This window comes from Bacillus cereus group sp. MYBK227-1, assembly GCF_051916325.1.
Lineage (GTDB): Bacteria > Bacillota > Bacilli > Bacillales > Bacillaceae_G > Bacillus_A > Bacillus_A cereus.
Genome location: NZ_JBQAGK010000009.1, coordinates 52,602 through 68,555, shown reverse-complemented (window position 1 = coordinate 68,555; position 15,954 = coordinate 52,602). Strand labels below are relative to the sequence as shown.

Sequence of the window (15,954 nt, the reverse complement as noted above, 5' to 3'; positions counted from 1 at the left end):
ATATATTGTTCGATTTTGTTTTGTATAATGCTTCTATTAGCAAGATACTGTTTCTACTTCTAATAATTCTTTAGCACCTTTGTACTCTACACCGTGAGCTTCTGCAACTGCTTCGAATGTTACATAGCCATCTAATGTGTTAATACCTTTTAGTAATGCAGAGTTGCCTAGGCAAGCTTCTTTGTAGCCTTTGTTAGCAATTTGTACTGCATATGGTACTGTTACGTTTGTTAATGCAAGAGTTGATGTACGTGGAACCGCACCTGGCATGTTTGCAACTGCATAATGAACAACGCCGTGTTTTTCGTAAGTTGGGTTATCATGAGTTGTAATACGGTCAGTTGTTTCGAAAATACCACCTTGGTCAATCGCGATATCTACAACAACAGAACCTGGTTCCATTGATTTAATCATTTCTTCTGTTACAAGTTTTGGAGCTTTTGCACCTGGGATTAATACTGCACCGATTACAAGATCAGACTCTTTAACAGCTTCTGCAATATTGTAAGGATTAGACATTAAAGTTTTTACTTGGTTTCCGAAAATGTCATCTAATTGACGAAGACGTTCTGCGCTTAAGTCGATGATTGTTACATCCGCACCTAGTCCAACTGCAATTTTAGCAGCATTTGTACCAGCTTGTCCACCACCGATGATTGTTACTTTACCACGTTTAACCCCTGGAACACCTGCAAGTAAGATACCTTTACCGCCTTTGTTTTTCTCAAGGAATTGTGCACCAATTTGTGCAGCCATACGACCAGCTACTTCACTCATAGGTGCAAGTAATGGTAATGAACGGTTTTCTAATTGTACTGTTTCATATGCGATAGAAACAACTTTTTTCTCGATTAAAGCTTTTGTTAATTCTGGCTCTGGAGCTAAGTGTAAGTATGTGAACAAGATTAAGCCTTCACTGAAGTGTTTGTATTCGCTTTCAATTGGTTCCTTAACTTTCATAACCATTTCCATATTCCAAGCTTCTTCAGCTGTATCAACAATTTTTGCTCCCGCTTCAACATACTGAGCATCTGTGAAACCAGACCCTAAACCTGCACCCTTTTGAATGAATACTTCGTGATTGTTACGAATTAAATGTACAACACCTGCTGGTGTCATTGCCACACGGTTTTCGTTGTTTTTAATTTCTGCTGGTACCCCAATACGCATAATGAAATGCCCCCTTATAATTAACAGAAAAAAGAGATTCTTTTTTCTTTTTGTAATAATTAATAACTTATGTCCTTATTCTAGCATAACTTAAAAGTTATGAAAACGCTAACATATCATTTTCCTAAAGTTTTTATATTTAGAATAGTGTAAATATATAAAACATTGATTCTATTAGGGGTTTCGTGTCATTCCATTATCTTTCACTCTATTTTTATTATACTGCTTCAAAATAAACAGCAATCATTTATTATTTGACAATAATTTAACAATGTAAGAAACCTAAGCGATAACGTATACATATACAGTTATTACTTTACTCAATACTTTAGAGATATATTCTTTTCACAAAAAAACAGCTGCTAGCATTTAGCTAGCAGCTGGGTAACTTATAAATAACTTAGAAAATAAATCATCTGTCGTTTCAGTAATTTTATCAAACAGATCACTTTCTTCCGCTTCTTGCTCTTTTAACATCTTAATTGTTTCACGTGCATCTTCAGGGTAATCGGTTATAATACCATCTACGTTTAACTTATAATATGCCTTTAAATTTTCCATATCATTTACTGTCCATACGTAAATTGGTTTGTTTAACTTCCTTGCTTCTTTTACTAATTTCTTATTTAACATATATTCTTCTGCTACGTAAAAGTCAGCCTTCACATTCTTTAAGTTAGCTCTACTTGCATACAGTATATACCCTACTTTTATATCTGGATTTGCACGCTTAAACTCTTTAATAAGTGGATAGTGTAACGTTTGAATTACACATTGCTTCTCAAATTCATTATCTTTAATCGTTTTTAAGACTTTGTTTACAAAATCTTTTTCGCCCCCATGAAGCTTCACTTCTATATTAAGTTTGATTTTGCCATTTGCTAGCTTAATGATTTCATCAAGTGTACTTATTTGTCCTGAAAGTCCATCTTGACTAAGGGTAAGCTGCCTTAACTCAGCCATCGTTAAATCTGACACATGTACATTGGCATTTGCGAGACGTTTCAGCTTCAAATCATGTATAACCGCTAGCTCACCGTCTTTCGTTTGTAATACATCTATTTCAGCGTAGTCTGCTTTTGCATCAATAGCACCTTGCACAGCTTCTTTCGTATTTTCTACGCCTTTTGATATATACCCGCGGTGCGCCATAATAATCGGTTCTTTATACGAATTTGAAATAAACGTTACAATGAAGGCAACGACCATTCCCGCAGTAATAATCCCTACAATGTATACGCCAATGAATTTCCAACGATGTTTTTGGAAAAAGCATTTATCTGCTTTCGTTTTCGAATAATCTAATCCTTCTTCTAATAAAACATCTTCAACCGGTACCTTTTGTAAGTATAATCGCGTAATCGCCATAATATAAAATGGCGTCACGATAAAGCTGAATAAATACAATGTGCTCGTTAAAAATACCGAAATCGTTGATTCAGCTAATAATGCAAATGTTCCTTTCGGGCTTGTAAATTCATAAATACCCCATAGGCACAATAAATACATTCCCAAAAACATGACATATACAATTCCAATTGAAATAAAAAATCCTACTAAAAAGAATAGTACTTTAAAAAAGCTTTCCTTTACTAAAGTTGCACTTTTACGTGCTGCCACGCGAAATGGTTTTTGCTCTAAAACAACAATAGGTAGAACGAAAATCCATCGAAGATTCAAATACGCGACTACAGCAAAGAACGTGTAATAACCAACTTGTCCCATCGTTGTCTTAAACAGCTCTCCTGTAATAAAGTTAGGAATTTGAATTTGCGGGATTAATGCCGTTTCATATCCCATATTTAAAAGAGGCAACAATACGACAGCATATAAAATAAATCCTGGTAAGCAATATGTGAAAAGAGTAGGTAAATACGTTACCGTTTTATATAAAATCGGACGTAATTTCACCTTCTGTCTTTTATGAGCGAAATACGAAATAATAATAAGCACCGCAAATTCTGTAAAGATAAGAAACAGTGCTAACAATGATAAAATTACGATTGCTAAGATGCCATAAGGCGTCTTTAAAAACGCTAATAATTCATCATTTGTCGCATTTGCATAACCACCAAAATACAATAACTTATTAAAAATGATTCCAAATAGCGGAACAAACACAATCGCTGCTAATAATTTATAAGCAAGTTGAAAAGTTAATACATTCCAAAAGGCAAATTTAACTGTTTGAAAGGAATGTCTCATTACTCCTGGTATAGATAGTTTTTTACGGTGTTGCATATATTCCTCCAAATTCTAAAACGGTATTTGAGATGGATTCCATATTTCCAGTTCTAATCCATCTTTTTAATAATAATATATTCCGCTTAACATGAACACACTTATACATATAATGAAAAAAGTGATGGCTACTTCCCATCACTTTTTCATTTATTCTATTTTTTCTCTAGCCCTTGTCCAAATGCTTTCAAGAAGCTAAAACCGAATGTAATAGCTCTATTGATATCTGGATCTTTTAATACTTTAAAGAAATCCATCACTTTTGTTTTTTTACCACTATTTAATTCATCTGTTGCAAATTGCAATCCTGTAACTAAACTTGACGTAATTTGCTTCGTTATTTCTGGGTCAACTGAAGATAACGCTTCTCCTGCCCCCATCATATTATTTAACGCATTTTTAACGGGTTCACGATTTAATTGCTCCACAGCGATTTTTGAAACATCTTCCTTCGCAGCAAGTAAACTAATTGCCGCATCTAATATACCAGCCTTCTGCAACTGTGCTAAAAGCTGCATCGTTTCTTCTACTGCTTCACGATTATTAGATAGCTCATTTAGAAGTTCATCTGCTACTTGCTGTTTCTGTTCTTCCTCTGTTACAACTTTCTTTTTAATTACAGTAATTTCTTTCGCCACTATCTCCGCCCCCTAGTCCACAAGTGATACGTATTGTTTTCTTTGCCATTTTTGCTGGATTTCAACACCGTTTTGCGGATTACGCTTTTTATCTCTCGGGTTTGAAGATGGTAACGGACGATTCCCTTTTTCACGTAGTACACGCATCTTTACCATCGTTTGTTTGTACGCTGGTGTACACGTATAAAGATCTGTCGCCGTTCCAGTTAAAATATTGATTGCCTCTTCATTTACCGTTGCATGCATCGGTAAATATAGCTCTTTCCCCGTTACACGATCTGTAACAAGTGCCTGTACTTTAATTTTCCCAAATGGTGATGCTAATTCTACAAGGCCACCATCTTTCACATTGCGCTCTAGGGCAAGTTCAGGCGAGATTTCAACGAACACTTCAGATACTTTAGATAAAATACCAGCCGATTTATTCGTCATATTCCCTTCGTGGAAATGTTCTAACATACGACCATTATTTAAAAGTAAATCATACTCATCTGGCGCTACAACTGGTGGTACCCATTCATCTAATGATAGACGAGCTAGTTTATCCGGGAAGTTAAATCCGTCCACATATAATAGCGGTGTATCGCTACCATCATGGCTACCCCAACATAAACTATTCCATCCTTCTAAACGATCGTATGTTGCCTGAGAATATAAAGGTGCAAGCGATGCAATTTCATCCATGATTTCACTTGGACTTTCATAATTCCAGTCCCCGCCAAGCGCACGAGCTACTTTTTGTAAAATCCACCAGTCTGGCTTTGAATCACCAAGCGGCTTCAATACTTCATATAATCTTTGAATACGGCGCTCTGTATTCGTAAATGTTCCCTCTTTTTCTAAGCTTGGTGCTGCCGGTAAAATAACATCAGCAAAACGAGCTGTTTTCGATAAGAACATATCTTGAACAACAAGGAAATCTAAATTCGCTAAAATATGTTGTACATGGTTGGCATTCGAATCTACTAAAGCCATTTCTTCACCCATAACATACATACCACGCAGTTTTCCTTCATCTGCCGCAAGTAACATTGCAATATTATTTAAGCCTGGTGCTTTCGGAATTGTAGTACCGTATGCTTTTTCAAATTTCGCACGGAGCGCATCATCTGAAACCGCTTGGTAACCTGGAAGCCAGTTTGGTAATGTTGCCATATCACAAGCGCCTTGTACGTTATTATGTCCGCGTAATGGATATGCTCCTGCACCAGGACGACGATAATTACCCGTAACAAGCAATAGATTTGAAATTGCTGCTGAAGTTGTACTTCCTCCAGTATTTTGCGTTACACCCATTCCCCAAAGTACACAAGTACCATCTGCTTCATATACCATACGAGCCATTTCTTTCAGATTTTCTTTCGAAATCCCCGTAATTTCTTCTGTATAATCAAGCGTATACTTTTCTACCATTTTGCTATATTCATCAAAATTCTTCACATTTTCAGCTATGAACTTTTTATCGTGCCAATCTTGATCAATAATATATTTCGTAATACCAGCGAGCCATACATAATCAGTTCCTTGGCGCGGATGAATGAATAAATCCGCACGCTCTGCCATTTCATGTTTACGAAGGTCCGCCACAATTAATTTTTGGTCATGTAATTTATGAGCACGTTTTACACGCGTTGCAAGTACAGGATGTCCTTCTGTCGGATTTGCTCCAACGATAATGACAAGGCCTGCTTCCGCAATATCTTTCACTGTTCCAGCGTCCCCGCCCATACCGACAGTTTTAAATAAACCGTCTGTTGCTGGAGATTGACAATAACGGGAACAGTTGTCTACATTATTCGTTCCATATATTTGACGGGCTAGTTTTTGCATAAGATAATTTTCTTCATTCGTTACTTTCGAAGAAGAAATAAACCCAAATGCATCACTTCCATATTCTGATTTAATATGCTGCATATTGGATGCAACAACTTCAAGAGCCTCTTCCCATGAAGCTTCAACAAACATATCCCCTTGGCGAATTAATGGCTTTGTAATACGATCTTCACTGTTTACAAAATCCCATCCAAATTTGCCTTTTACACATGTTGAAATACCGTTAACCGGCGCATCTGAAACAGGCTGCACTTTCAAAATGTGGCGGTCTTTCGTCCATACTTCAAATGAACAACCTACACCACAAAATGTACAAACTGTTTTTGTTTTATTCACTTTCGTCTTACGCATCGCAGCCTCTACTTCTGAAACTGCTAAAATACTACTATATCCCGGCTCTACATCCTTTACAAAATCAATCATCGGATCTAACACATCCGGTTTCAATCCTGTCATGAATCCAGCTTCACCTAACATTGATTTCTCCATCAACGCATTACATGGACATACTGTTACACATTGCCCGCAACTTACACAAGATGAGTCATTTATACTTACACCATTGTCCCATATAACACGTGGACGGTCTAAGCTCCAGTCTATCGATATAGTTTCATTCACTTGTAAGTTTTGACATACTTCTACACACTGTCCACAAGCAATACATTGATTTGGATCATATCGATAAAACGGATGTGACATATCCACTTCACACGCACTTACTTTTGGCTCATACGGATATTTCTGTTCCTCAATTCCCATCATATGTACTGTATTGTGGACTTTACAATTACCATTATTGTTATCACAAACGGTACAATACAGTAGATGATTCTCTAATATTCGATCCATTGCCTCAGTCTGTGCCTCTTTTGCACGCTGGGACTGTCTTTCGATATGCATACCGTTCTCTAATTTCGTTGAACAAGCACGCAATAACTTTCCATTTACTTCTACAATACACGTATCACAAGTTTGAATTGGATCTACTTCTGGTACATGACAAATTTGAGGATGTTCCAAATTACTCTCGTTAAATAATTGTAGTATCGTCTTTTCACCTGATGCAGAAAATTCTTTACCATCGACGGTTACACGGACTGTCTGTTCTGCCATAGTTTCCCCTCTCCTTACAACCAACTGTACAACACAATCATGAATCCGTTTTCAAAATCGCATTACTGTACATATTTTTGAAACGCTCTACCCAAATACTTTCTTATGAAGTCGATTCTAGATGTTATAAGGTATAACTACGAAAGCTTGAAAATATCACTATTCTACAGTTCTATTATATCGTACATATACAATAATAACCAAAATAATCTGTGATCTTCTTGTTAATAGGTGTTTTTATTTTTCCCATTGTTTTATGATAAATGTGGGAGAGAAATACATATAAAAGGGGAATTAAATATGGGGCCTACGCAAGAGACTTATACAATTGTACGTTATCAATCTGGTACATTTTCAAAACAACTTGATGAGATTGTTACAGAATCTCCTATTACTATTAAATTGAATGGTGAAGAATATGTAACAGTCGTATGCACACCAAATTATATTGAAGATATGGTAATTGGTTTTTTAATTTCTGAGGGGATTATTTCTTCCTATAACGATGTTGAAGAACTATGGGTTCAAAAAGATAACGGAATTGTCCATGTAAAATCATCAAAAGTGAATCCGCTCTATCAAACTTTATATAATAAACGATACGTCACTTCTTGCTGCGGAAAAGGTAGACAAGGTTTTATTTTCGTAAACGATGCAGCAAAAGCAAAAGACTTACATGATATACATGTAAAAATTACTCCTGAAGAATGTTTTTACTTAATGAATACGTTACAACAATCTTCCACTACCTTTCGCCAAACCGGCGGTGTTCACAATACCGCGCTCTGTGATCGAAACAAAATCCTCCTATCAAGAATGGATATTGGCAGACATAATGCATTAGATAAAATATATGGTCATTGTTTACGCAACGATATATCTGTTAAAGGAAAAATTATCGCATTTAGCGGACGTATTTCATCTGAAATTTTACTCAAAGTTTCAAAAATCGGATGTGAAATTGTTCTATCTAAATCTGCCCCAACAAAACTAGCATTGCAACTCGCTCACGATTTAGGCATTACAGTCGTAGGATTTATCAGAAATGAATCCTGCAATATTTACACACATCCACATCGAATTGATGGTTATCAATCGAATAACTAAAATAACTCCTCAATTGAGGAGTTATTTTAGTTATGAAAATGTAATATATTAAAGGCTTGAATAGTTAATAAAGTTAATATATAATTTCATTACATATTAAAAAACAAAACATTGTAGCATATATCTTTTCATTCTTTTACAAATTAAAAGAGACTGCTAACAAAACACATACACACTCTTATAAAAGTAATGGATTTATTTTATTTGAAATCGACCAAGGAGGTTACAACTATGGAAATTCGCTTATTAACGACAGAGGACGCAGAAATATATTTAAAAGTTTGTATGGAAGGTTTAACGAAGAACCCGGAAGCTTTTAGCTCTTCCTATGAAGATGTTTTGAAACATGAGGATCCTGTAGCTGCTATGGCAAAACGATTAAGCAATCCGGATAAGTATACTCTAGGGGTCTTCAAAGATAACGATTTAATTGGTATCGCTACTTTAGAAACAAAGCCTTTCATTAAACAAGAACATAAAGCAAAAATTGGCTCCGTTTTTGTTTCCCCAAAAGCGCGTGGCCTTGGAGCAGGACGAGCTCTAATTAAAGCAATTATTGAAAATGCCGATAAATTACATGTAGAACAACTTATGCTCGATGTTGTAGTTGGTAACGATGCAGCAAAAAAATTATATGAGTCATTAGGTTTCCAAACTTACGGCGTACAAGAGCGTTCATTAAAACATAACGGTCAATATTGGGACGAGGAACATATGGTTCTGTTCTTAAATGATTAATACTTCAATATAGTTTTCCAAAAGCATCTTTTTATTAAGAAAGATGCTTTTTTCATTACAACAATGTAATCTTCATGTCACCTTTATCGATCGTACCAAACCTTTCCATTCATTATACTAAAAATATAAAGTGAAACTTTACTCAGTGGGGAACTACATCCCACGCTGATCGCATGTACTTGATATGTAGAGGAGAATGTGACATGAAACAAAACAAACGAGCTATGCTTTTAATATTTACTACAGCAATTGTAACTTCTGGATTAGCAATTTTACCTTGGTTTATTATATGAACACTCCCCCTAACAATGAAAAAAGCTGATTGCTTCTTAAGAAGCAATCAGCTTTTTTTATATTATAAAATCCCCAAAATTTTATTTACGCAACTTATAATAATAACCATAGATACGGCAACGCACATGACAACCGTATTACGATCTTGCTTTTCTTTTTTTGAAATTTCTTCTTTTGAATTCATGTGTATGATCTCCTTTTAAAAAAAGTGTGAGATAGGAAATTTTTCTTATCCGATGCGAGGTGAATACGAAAACCCTCTCTATCTCACATACACAATAGAATGGAATTGTCATTTTATAAATAAAATGACATGACGTTATGTCGCAACATAGGGTATTTTGTGTCGCTACGTTTTCTATTATAAAAAATAGTTGTGCAAAACTAGTGCATTTTTTATGTCAATTACTCTGAGCGAAAAAATCAGCCCTCCATTCAATCACATAAAAAGAGTTTTTTATTATTTTCATGTAAACTATACAAGTAGAATGAACAGTTTGGGGTGCACAAGATTATGGTAAAAATTTTATTAGTAGACGATGAAGAACGTATGTTACGATTATTAGATCTGTTCTTAAGCCCTCGCGGCTATTTTTGTATGAAAGCTACCTCTGGCCTTGAAGCACTAAAATTAATCGAACAAAAAGAATTCGATATTATTTTATTAGATGTTATGATGCCAAGTATGGATGGATGGGATACTTGCTATCAAATTCGTCAAATTTCCAACGTTCCTATCATTATGTTAACAGCTCGCAACCAAAACTACGATATGGTGAAAGGCCTCACGATGGGCGCAGATGATTATATTACAAAACCATTTGATGAGCATGTATTAGTCGCACGAATCGAGGCTATATTACGCCGTACAAAAAAAGATGGCTTTGTTAGTTTCAATGGTATTGAGTGGGATAAAACGAAACATACTGTCACAGTTTATGATGAAAAAATCTCATTAACTCCTATCGAATTTTCGTTACTCGGACTATTTTTACAAAATACAAACCGTGCTTATAGCCGAGATGATTTAATCGAAAAAATTTGGGGCTATGAAACAGATATCGAATATAGAACAATTGACTCACACATTCGTAATATCCGTGATAAACTACGCAAAAAAGGATTTCCGATTGAAGATTACCTAGAAACGGTCTATAAAGTCGGATATAAATGGAAAAGTGAATAATTACTTCGGTCAGTGGGAAATCGTATACCACTGACTCTTTATTATGAATAAGGTATGGTGAAAAAATGAGTAAACTTTCCCTTAAAATTGGGACATACTTTTTAATATTAGCTTTATGTATTGAAACAATTGCTTTCGTATCTTTTTATAAAAGCCTTTCAAAAATGCGTATTGTAGAGGAAACAGATGCTCTTTTAGAGAAAGGTAATCGCTATAGTAAAAAAATTAAAAGCCGCGAGAGACGGGATGAATATTATAAAGAAATGAAACACGCTGAACATAATAAAAATCCTAAACGTCCTGTGTACCCTGAGTTCGATATTACGAATGAGGCTGCACACTTAGTTGAATCGGAATCAATTTCTAACTCCGATATAGCTATCATTATTACTGACCATAATGGCAAAATTATTTCCACCTCAGAACCCGTAACAAAAGATATGCAAAAACAACTTACTTGTAAAACAGAAACTGTCCCAGACGGCGGATTGGTCGTTGAAAGGAACTGGAAAAAATCAAAGTTCATCACAACAGTAAGCCCACTTAACACAACAAAGTTTCAAGGAAAGCTATATATGTTATTAAAAACATCTTTCCTAGAAAATATGTTACTTAAACTCATGAACCAATTTCTTATCATTAGCGTTTTAACAATTATTTTAACAACAATTTCTGTCTTTGTTTTTTCACGCGTTATTACAGAACCACTTGTAAAAATGAAGAGAGCGACAGAAAAAATGTCAAAATTAAACAAGCCAATTCAATTAGGTATTAAACGAAATGATGAACTCGGAAGTTTAGCAAAAACAATTGAAGATTTATCGAGTGAACTTACGTATATGAAAAAAGAGCGCAATGAATTTCTCGCTAGTGTCGCTCATGAACTATTAACTCCATTGACCTATATGAAAGGTTATGCGAAGGTAGCAAAGAGAGACTCTTTAACAAAAGAGGAGCGAGAAGAATACTTACAAATTATTGAGGATGAAACGGATAGTGTAACCGATCTCGTCCAAGATTTATTTATGCTTGTACAATTAGAACAACACCAATTTGTTATAAAAAAACAAAAAGTGCTTCTTCAGCCATTTTTAGAACGAATGGTAGAAAAAACAAAAACAACATTAACAAATAAGCAAATGCAACTTCATGTATATTGCAAAGATGATTTAGAAGTTTGTATAGACGAAAGACGTATGGAACAAGTTATGTTAAATTTATTACACAACGCTTATCAACATTCGCCAGAAAACACAGCCATTACGATACGTGTACTCATGGAAACAGATTCTTTTACAATAAGTGTACAAGATGAAGGTGAAGGTATTCCTGAAGAAGATATCCCGCATATATTTGACCGTTTTTATCGTGTCGATAAATCTAGAACACGAGCTACAGGCGGAAAAGGTATCGGGCTAGCTGTTGCAAAGGAAATTGTAGAATTGCATAACGGTTCTATTCTAGTAACAAGCCAATTAGGAGCGGGAACAAACTTTATAATCGAGCTACCTTTTGAATAATATGCGTGTGAAAACACCAGTAGCAGTAAACACTACTGGTGTTATTTTGTTCATAAAAACAGCTCATATAAGCTAAGCTTTTGAAATTATTCTTATTTCAATATAAAATAAAGGTACATTTGCAAAGATTTGGAGGGTGATATAATTGGATATCCATGTATTAACAAAAGACGAAGCAGAAATTTACTTAGAACTTCGCGTAGAAGGATTAAAGCAAAACCCTGAAGCATTCAGCTCTTCTTATGAAGATATTATTAATAAAGAGTGTGCGATTGAATATAAAGCACAAAAATTAGCACAAGATGAAAACTATACGCTAGGTGCATTTAAAGATGGAAAATTAATCGGGGTTGCAACACTGGAAACGAAACCATATGTAAAACAAGAACATAAAGCTAAAATCGGTTCTGTATATGTATCTCCAAAAGCGCGCGGACTTGGAGCAGGAAAAGCACTTATTAAAGAATGTCTTGAGCTTGCTAAATCTTTAGAAGTAGAACAAGTTATGCTTGATGTTGTTGTTGGCAACGATGGAGCGAAAAAACTTTATGAATCATTAGGTTTTAAAACATTCGGTGTACAAGAACGTTCATTAAAATATAACGGACAATATTGGGACGAAGAGCATATGGTCTTATTCTTAGATGAAAATAAATAATAAAAAACATCCTCATGTTTGGAGGATGTTTTTTACTTTCTTGTAAACCATGCCGTGTGTAATAATTGAATCGCTTTCGCAATTTCTTCCTCTGATAATATCGCAAACCCAAGTAAAACTACATTTTCAGGTGCAGTATCGTCTTTATAGTACGTAGACACAGGATATATTTTGATACTATGTTTCGCAGCTTCTTGAATTAATTCTTCTTCCCGCATTCCATTATGCACTTTTAATAAAATGTGTAATCCTGAATCTTCTCCTATCACTTCAACACGATTAGAGAAATACTTCTCTATTTCAAAAACAAGTCGATCTCTCTTCTTTCGGTAGACGACACGCATTTTATGAATATGTTTTTCCCAATAGCCTTCATTTAAAAATCTTCTAATCACTTCTTGGTCCATTCTTGAAACACTTTGTGTATAAAATAAATATTGCTGTTGATACTTTTTAATTAATTTCTTCGGCAACACCATATAGCTCATCCGTAGCGATGGTAATAATGCTTTAGATAGCGTCCCCATATAAATAACTTTCCCCTCTGTATCTAACCCTTGCAGCGCCGGTATAGGCTTTCCAGAATAGCGAAATTCACTATCATAATCATCTTCAATAATATACCTGCTCTCTTTTTTCTTGGCCCATTGTAAAAGTTGCATCCTTCTCGTAATAGGCATAATCATTCCATACGGAAACTGATGGGAAGGTGTAACAAATACAACATTCGCATTGCTATTTTCTAAATCTGCAATACAAATTCCATCTCTATCTAAAGATAACATTTGGACTCTTGCTTCTCCCTGTTCAAAAACAACCATCTTTCTATGATACCCTGGGTTTTCAACTGCATAATTGCTTCCCTTTAACAATTGAAACAACAGTTTCACTAATATTTGTGTTCCCGCTCCTAATACAATTTGACTAGCTGAACAACGTACACCTCTAGATTCATACAAATAATTCGTAATCTCTTCTCTTAAGCTCGCTTCTCCTTGAGGGTGTCCTAGAAAGAGAAGTTCGTTATTATGCGGCTGCCATATTTCATTTACAATTTTCCGATACATATTGAATGGAAAAGCATTTATATCAATTCCTGTTTGTGTAAAATCAAATTTATAACTCTTCTCCTGAAACGGTACTTCTTCTATTCTATCTCCGCTATCCTCTATATGAACCATTTGCTCAATCTTGCATACAAAATAACCTTTTCTCGATATCGACTCAATATAACCTTCTGCAAGTAATTGTTCGTACGCTGCCTCTACTGTATTTTTACTTACTTGTAAATGTATCGCTAACTTTCGCTTAGCCGGTAATTTCGTAAAAGGGACAATCGATCCATCTTTAATTTCTTTTTTTATATACTCATACAATTGCACATACAATGCCTTTTTACTATTCATATTTAAATTAGGCGTTAATTCTAACATAATATCTGACCCCTTAATAAAACTAAAATCTGATACTTTTTACAGTACCAGAAGTTATATATAATTCCTTTTATCATGTCACACATAAAAAATCAAATACTGGAGAGGAGAAACATGATAATGAACAATGGTAGACGTATCGGACTCATTATGATTATTACAGGGGCTACATTATGGGGATTATCTGGTCCAATGATTCAGTGGCTATTTCAACATACTAATGTATCCTCAATTGATTTTTTAACAATTCGATTGTTGCTTGCAGGAATATTTATTTTGTCTTTCTTACTTATAAAGAAACAAAACATATTTCAAATTTGGAAACACCCTAGATATTCTATACAACTTATTATTTTCTCTATTCTCGGCATGCTCGGTGCGCAATACGCCTTTATCGAAACGGTTCATATTAGTAATGCAGTCACAGCAACGCTATTTCAATTTCTAGGTCCTGTTCTTATTACCATGTATGTTGCATTTGAACAAAGAAAATTCCCTGCTTCCATGCAACTATTCGCAATTATAGCCGCGCTAATAGGAACATACTTTATTATTACAAATGGCTCAATTGAAAATATTGTTTTATCCAAAGATGCTATTATTTTTGGACTATTAACAGCAATCGGATTTGCATTTTATACCCTTCATCCGGCTTCTCTCATTAAAGAATGCGGGACAACTGTAGTAATTGGTTGGGGGATGTTAATCGGAGGAATTGCACTACTTATTTATAATCGTTCATTCGGGTGGAATCAATTTTCACAAACCCTTACACTAAAAACTTTTTCTATGCTTATTCTTATCATTATTAGTGGTACCCTTTCTTTCCTTCTATATATCGGTAGTCTTAAATATTTAGCAGCAACAGAAACAAGCATTTTATCTAGCATTGAACCCCTTGTAGCTGCCATCGTTTCAATCATTTGGCTAAATGAATCTTTTGGAACATATCAATTATTAGGCGGCGTATGTATCGTTCTGTCCGTTATTTTTTTGACGATGCCTCAAAAAGAAACCGAACCAACCTATACAACGGAACAAATATAAAATGAAACTTTAATTAGTGGGGACTATCTCCCACTAATTATTAACCTACACCAATCGGGCTTTTACGGGATAAAAATGTCAAAAGAGGTCGTACAAAACTTACGACCTCTTTTTATACTTTAAAGGAATTGTCCCGCCTTCTAGCAAATACAATTACACTAACAATAAAAACTAGGAGTGTGGCACCATGAAAAAAATCGGAACTATGCTACTTCTCTCCTTCCTCATCACTGGATGCACACAAACGCAACCGGATTCAAAAGAACCAAAAAAAGACGTAATAGCAACGTCATCCACTCAAGTGAACGCACCTTCCTTCTTTCACCTTAGTGTTTTAAAAGATGTAAATTGGGAAGAAACACCTTCTTTCGTAGAAGGAAAAATGCCTTTAAAAGGCATCGAAGGTAAAGTCGCAATGGCTGATAGTCCTATTATCGCAAATGAACAAAATGAAATAATGTGGCACTTTCTAGATTCTGAAATACCAACTGGAAAATTGTCTATTATTGCGCTAAAACAAGGATCTGTAACTCCGACACAAGTACTCTTTCAAAAAGAAACTTCCAAACAAACTTGGACTACTTCAAATACAATCGATTCTACTACAAACGAACTCCCTCTCACTATGTCACTACCTTCATCTGGATTATGGTTATTAAATATATATGTGAATGAAAAATATTATGATCAGTTTGTAATCACTGCTGAGTAAAGTGACAAAAATAAACCACTTTCTTACAACAATGTAATTTCTACGTCATGTACTTCGATAGTTGAATTATCTCTCTTCTCTTATACTTAAAGTAAGAAATGAAACGAGGAGAGATGAGAGATGAAAAAAATGATAGAAGTGATAGTAGCAGTAACTGAGGTTTTAGTGAATGGTAAACAAGTTGCAATGGAATTAAATAAATAGTGAAGAAACATAAATAATTCTACACTTCTTCATTATTTTGATTTCTTATCTCAAAAA

General features: G+C 34.8%; 13 protein-coding genes. 7 read left to right on the top strand and 6 right to left on the bottom strand.

What is annotated here, in order from left to right:
- Nucleotides 1-36: 36 nt before the first annotated feature.
- The 4 genes from ald to fdhF form a co-directional block, all read right to left on the bottom strand.
- Nucleotides 37-1,170, bottom strand: a complete 1,134-nt coding sequence (ald, locus tag ACTFRM_RS26685; protein WP_440043780.1) for an alanine dehydrogenase — start codon at nucleotides 1,168-1,170, stop codon at nucleotides 37-39.
- 369 nt (nucleotides 1,171-1,539) lie between these two features.
- Nucleotides 1,540-3,411, bottom strand: coding sequence for a glycerophosphoryl diester phosphodiesterase membrane domain-containing protein (locus ACTFRM_RS26680; RefSeq protein WP_001164714.1), 1,872 nt, complete (start codon nucleotides 3,409-3,411; stop codon nucleotides 1,540-1,542).
- A 155-nt stretch (nucleotides 3,412-3,566) separates the two neighbouring features.
- Nucleotides 3,567-4,049, bottom strand: coding sequence for a DUF1641 domain-containing protein (locus ACTFRM_RS26675; RefSeq protein WP_001040540.1), 483 nt, complete (start codon nucleotides 4,047-4,049; stop codon nucleotides 3,567-3,569).
- A gap of 12 nt (nucleotides 4,050-4,061) precedes the next feature.
- The gene (gene fdhF / locus ACTFRM_RS26670; protein WP_000840663.1) at nucleotides 4,062-6,998 is read right to left on the bottom strand and encodes a formate dehydrogenase subunit alpha; all 2,937 of its coding nucleotides are present in this window, start codon (nucleotides 6,996-6,998) and stop codon (nucleotides 4,062-4,064) included.
- 300 nt (nucleotides 6,999-7,298) lie between these two features.
- Between fdhF and fdhD the strand changes: the two genes are divergently transcribed.
- Nucleotides 7,299-8,105, top strand: a complete 807-nt coding sequence (fdhD, locus tag ACTFRM_RS26665; RefSeq protein ID WP_000529239.1) for a formate dehydrogenase accessory sulfurtransferase FdhD — start codon at nucleotides 7,299-7,301, stop codon at nucleotides 8,103-8,105.
- Nucleotides 8,106-8,336: 231 nt separating this feature from the next.
- Complete coding sequence (locus ACTFRM_RS26660) at nucleotides 8,337-8,843, top strand: GNAT family N-acetyltransferase (RefSeq protein WP_000405875.1); 507 nt, start codon at nucleotides 8,337-8,339, stop codon at nucleotides 8,841-8,843.
- Nucleotides 8,844-9,198: 355 nt separating this feature from the next.
- On the opposite strand, the gene ACTFRM_RS26655 is transcribed toward ACTFRM_RS26660, so the two are convergent.
- On the bottom strand, nucleotides 9,199-9,321 hold the full coding sequence (locus ACTFRM_RS26655) for a hypothetical protein (RefSeq protein ID WP_001085006.1): 123 nt from the start codon (nucleotides 9,319-9,321) through the stop codon (nucleotides 9,199-9,201).
- A gap of 330 nt (nucleotides 9,322-9,651) precedes the next feature.
- Here ACTFRM_RS26655 and ACTFRM_RS26650 point away from each other — a divergent pair, with 330 nt between their 5' ends.
- The 3 genes from ACTFRM_RS26650 to ACTFRM_RS26640 all read left to right on the top strand — a co-directional run bounded on the left by ACTFRM_RS26650 (nucleotide 9,652) and on the right by ACTFRM_RS26640 (nucleotide 12,501).
- The gene (locus ACTFRM_RS26650; protein WP_000238957.1) at nucleotides 9,652-10,323 is read left to right on the top strand and encodes a response regulator transcription factor; all 672 of its coding nucleotides are present in this window, start codon (nucleotides 9,652-9,654) and stop codon (nucleotides 10,321-10,323) included.
- A 65-nt stretch (nucleotides 10,324-10,388) separates the two neighbouring features.
- Nucleotides 10,389-11,843 carry a HAMP domain-containing sensor histidine kinase gene (locus tag ACTFRM_RS26645; RefSeq protein WP_000041022.1) on the top strand — a complete coding sequence of 485 codons (1,455 nt, stop codon included), beginning with the start codon at nucleotides 10,389-10,391 and terminating at the stop codon, nucleotides 11,841-11,843.
- Nucleotides 11,844-11,988: 145 nt separating this feature from the next.
- Nucleotides 11,989-12,501: a GNAT family N-acetyltransferase gene (locus ACTFRM_RS26640; protein ID WP_000351212.1), complete on the top strand. Its 513-nt coding sequence runs from the start codon at nucleotides 11,989-11,991 to the stop codon at nucleotides 12,499-12,501.
- 32 nt (nucleotides 12,502-12,533) lie between these two features.
- On the opposite strand, the gene pdxR is transcribed toward ACTFRM_RS26640, so the two are convergent.
- A complete protein-coding gene (pdxR, locus tag ACTFRM_RS26635; RefSeq protein ID WP_426866629.1) occupies nucleotides 12,534-13,934 on the bottom strand; it encodes a MocR-like pyridoxine biosynthesis transcription factor PdxR in 1,401 nt (466 codons plus the stop codon).
- 120 nt (nucleotides 13,935-14,054) lie between these two features.
- Between pdxR and ACTFRM_RS26630 the strand changes: the two genes are divergently transcribed.
- Both ACTFRM_RS26630 and ACTFRM_RS26625 read left to right on the top strand, forming a co-directional pair.
- The gene (locus tag ACTFRM_RS26630; protein WP_322373093.1) at nucleotides 14,055-14,981 is read left to right on the top strand and encodes a DMT family transporter; all 927 of its coding nucleotides are present in this window, start codon (nucleotides 14,055-14,057) and stop codon (nucleotides 14,979-14,981) included.
- A 187-nt stretch (nucleotides 14,982-15,168) separates the two neighbouring features.
- Nucleotides 15,169-15,693 carry a DUF4871 domain-containing protein gene (locus ACTFRM_RS26625; protein WP_322373092.1) on the top strand — a complete coding sequence of 175 codons (525 nt, stop codon included), beginning with the start codon at nucleotides 15,169-15,171 and terminating at the stop codon, nucleotides 15,691-15,693.
- The last annotated feature ends 261 nt before the right edge of the window (nucleotides 15,694-15,954 follow it).

What these genes read in the sequence shown, in the direction of transcription:
- ACTFRM_RS26630 (WP_322373093.1), top strand. Translation starts at nt 14,055, where the DNA reads ATGAACAATGGTAGACGTATCGGACTCATTATGATTATTACAGGGGCT.
- ACTFRM_RS26625 (WP_322373092.1), top strand. Translation starts at nt 15,169, where the DNA reads ATGAAAAAAATCGGAACTATGCTACTTCTCTCCTTCCTCATCACTGGA.
- pdxR (WP_426866629.1), bottom strand. Translation starts at nt 13,934, where the DNA reads ATGTTAGAATTAACGCCTAATTTAAATATGAATAGTAAAAAGGCATTG.
- ACTFRM_RS26680 (WP_001164714.1), bottom strand. Translation starts at nt 3,411, where the DNA reads ATGCAACACCGTAAAAAACTATCTATACCAGGAGTAATGAGACATTCC.
- fdhD (WP_000529239.1), top strand. Translation starts at nt 7,299, where the DNA reads ATGGGGCCTACGCAAGAGACTTATACAATTGTACGTTATCAATCTGGT.
- ACTFRM_RS26655 (WP_001085006.1), bottom strand. Translation starts at nt 9,321, where the DNA reads ATGAATTCAAAAGAAGAAATTTCAAAAAAAGAAAAGCAAGATCGTAAT.
- ACTFRM_RS26650 (WP_000238957.1), top strand. Translation starts at nt 9,652, where the DNA reads ATGGTAAAAATTTTATTAGTAGACGATGAAGAACGTATGTTACGATTA.
- ald (WP_440043780.1), bottom strand. Translation starts at nt 1,170, where the DNA reads ATGCGTATTGGGGTACCAGCAGAAATTAAAAACAACGAAAACCGTGTG.
- ACTFRM_RS26660 (WP_000405875.1), top strand. Translation starts at nt 8,337, where the DNA reads ATGGAAATTCGCTTATTAACGACAGAGGACGCAGAAATATATTTAAAA.
- ACTFRM_RS26645 (WP_000041022.1), top strand. Translation starts at nt 10,389, where the DNA reads ATGAGTAAACTTTCCCTTAAAATTGGGACATACTTTTTAATATTAGCT.
- fdhF (WP_000840663.1), bottom strand. Translation starts at nt 6,998, where the DNA reads ATGGCAGAACAGACAGTCCGTGTAACCGTCGATGGTAAAGAATTTTCT.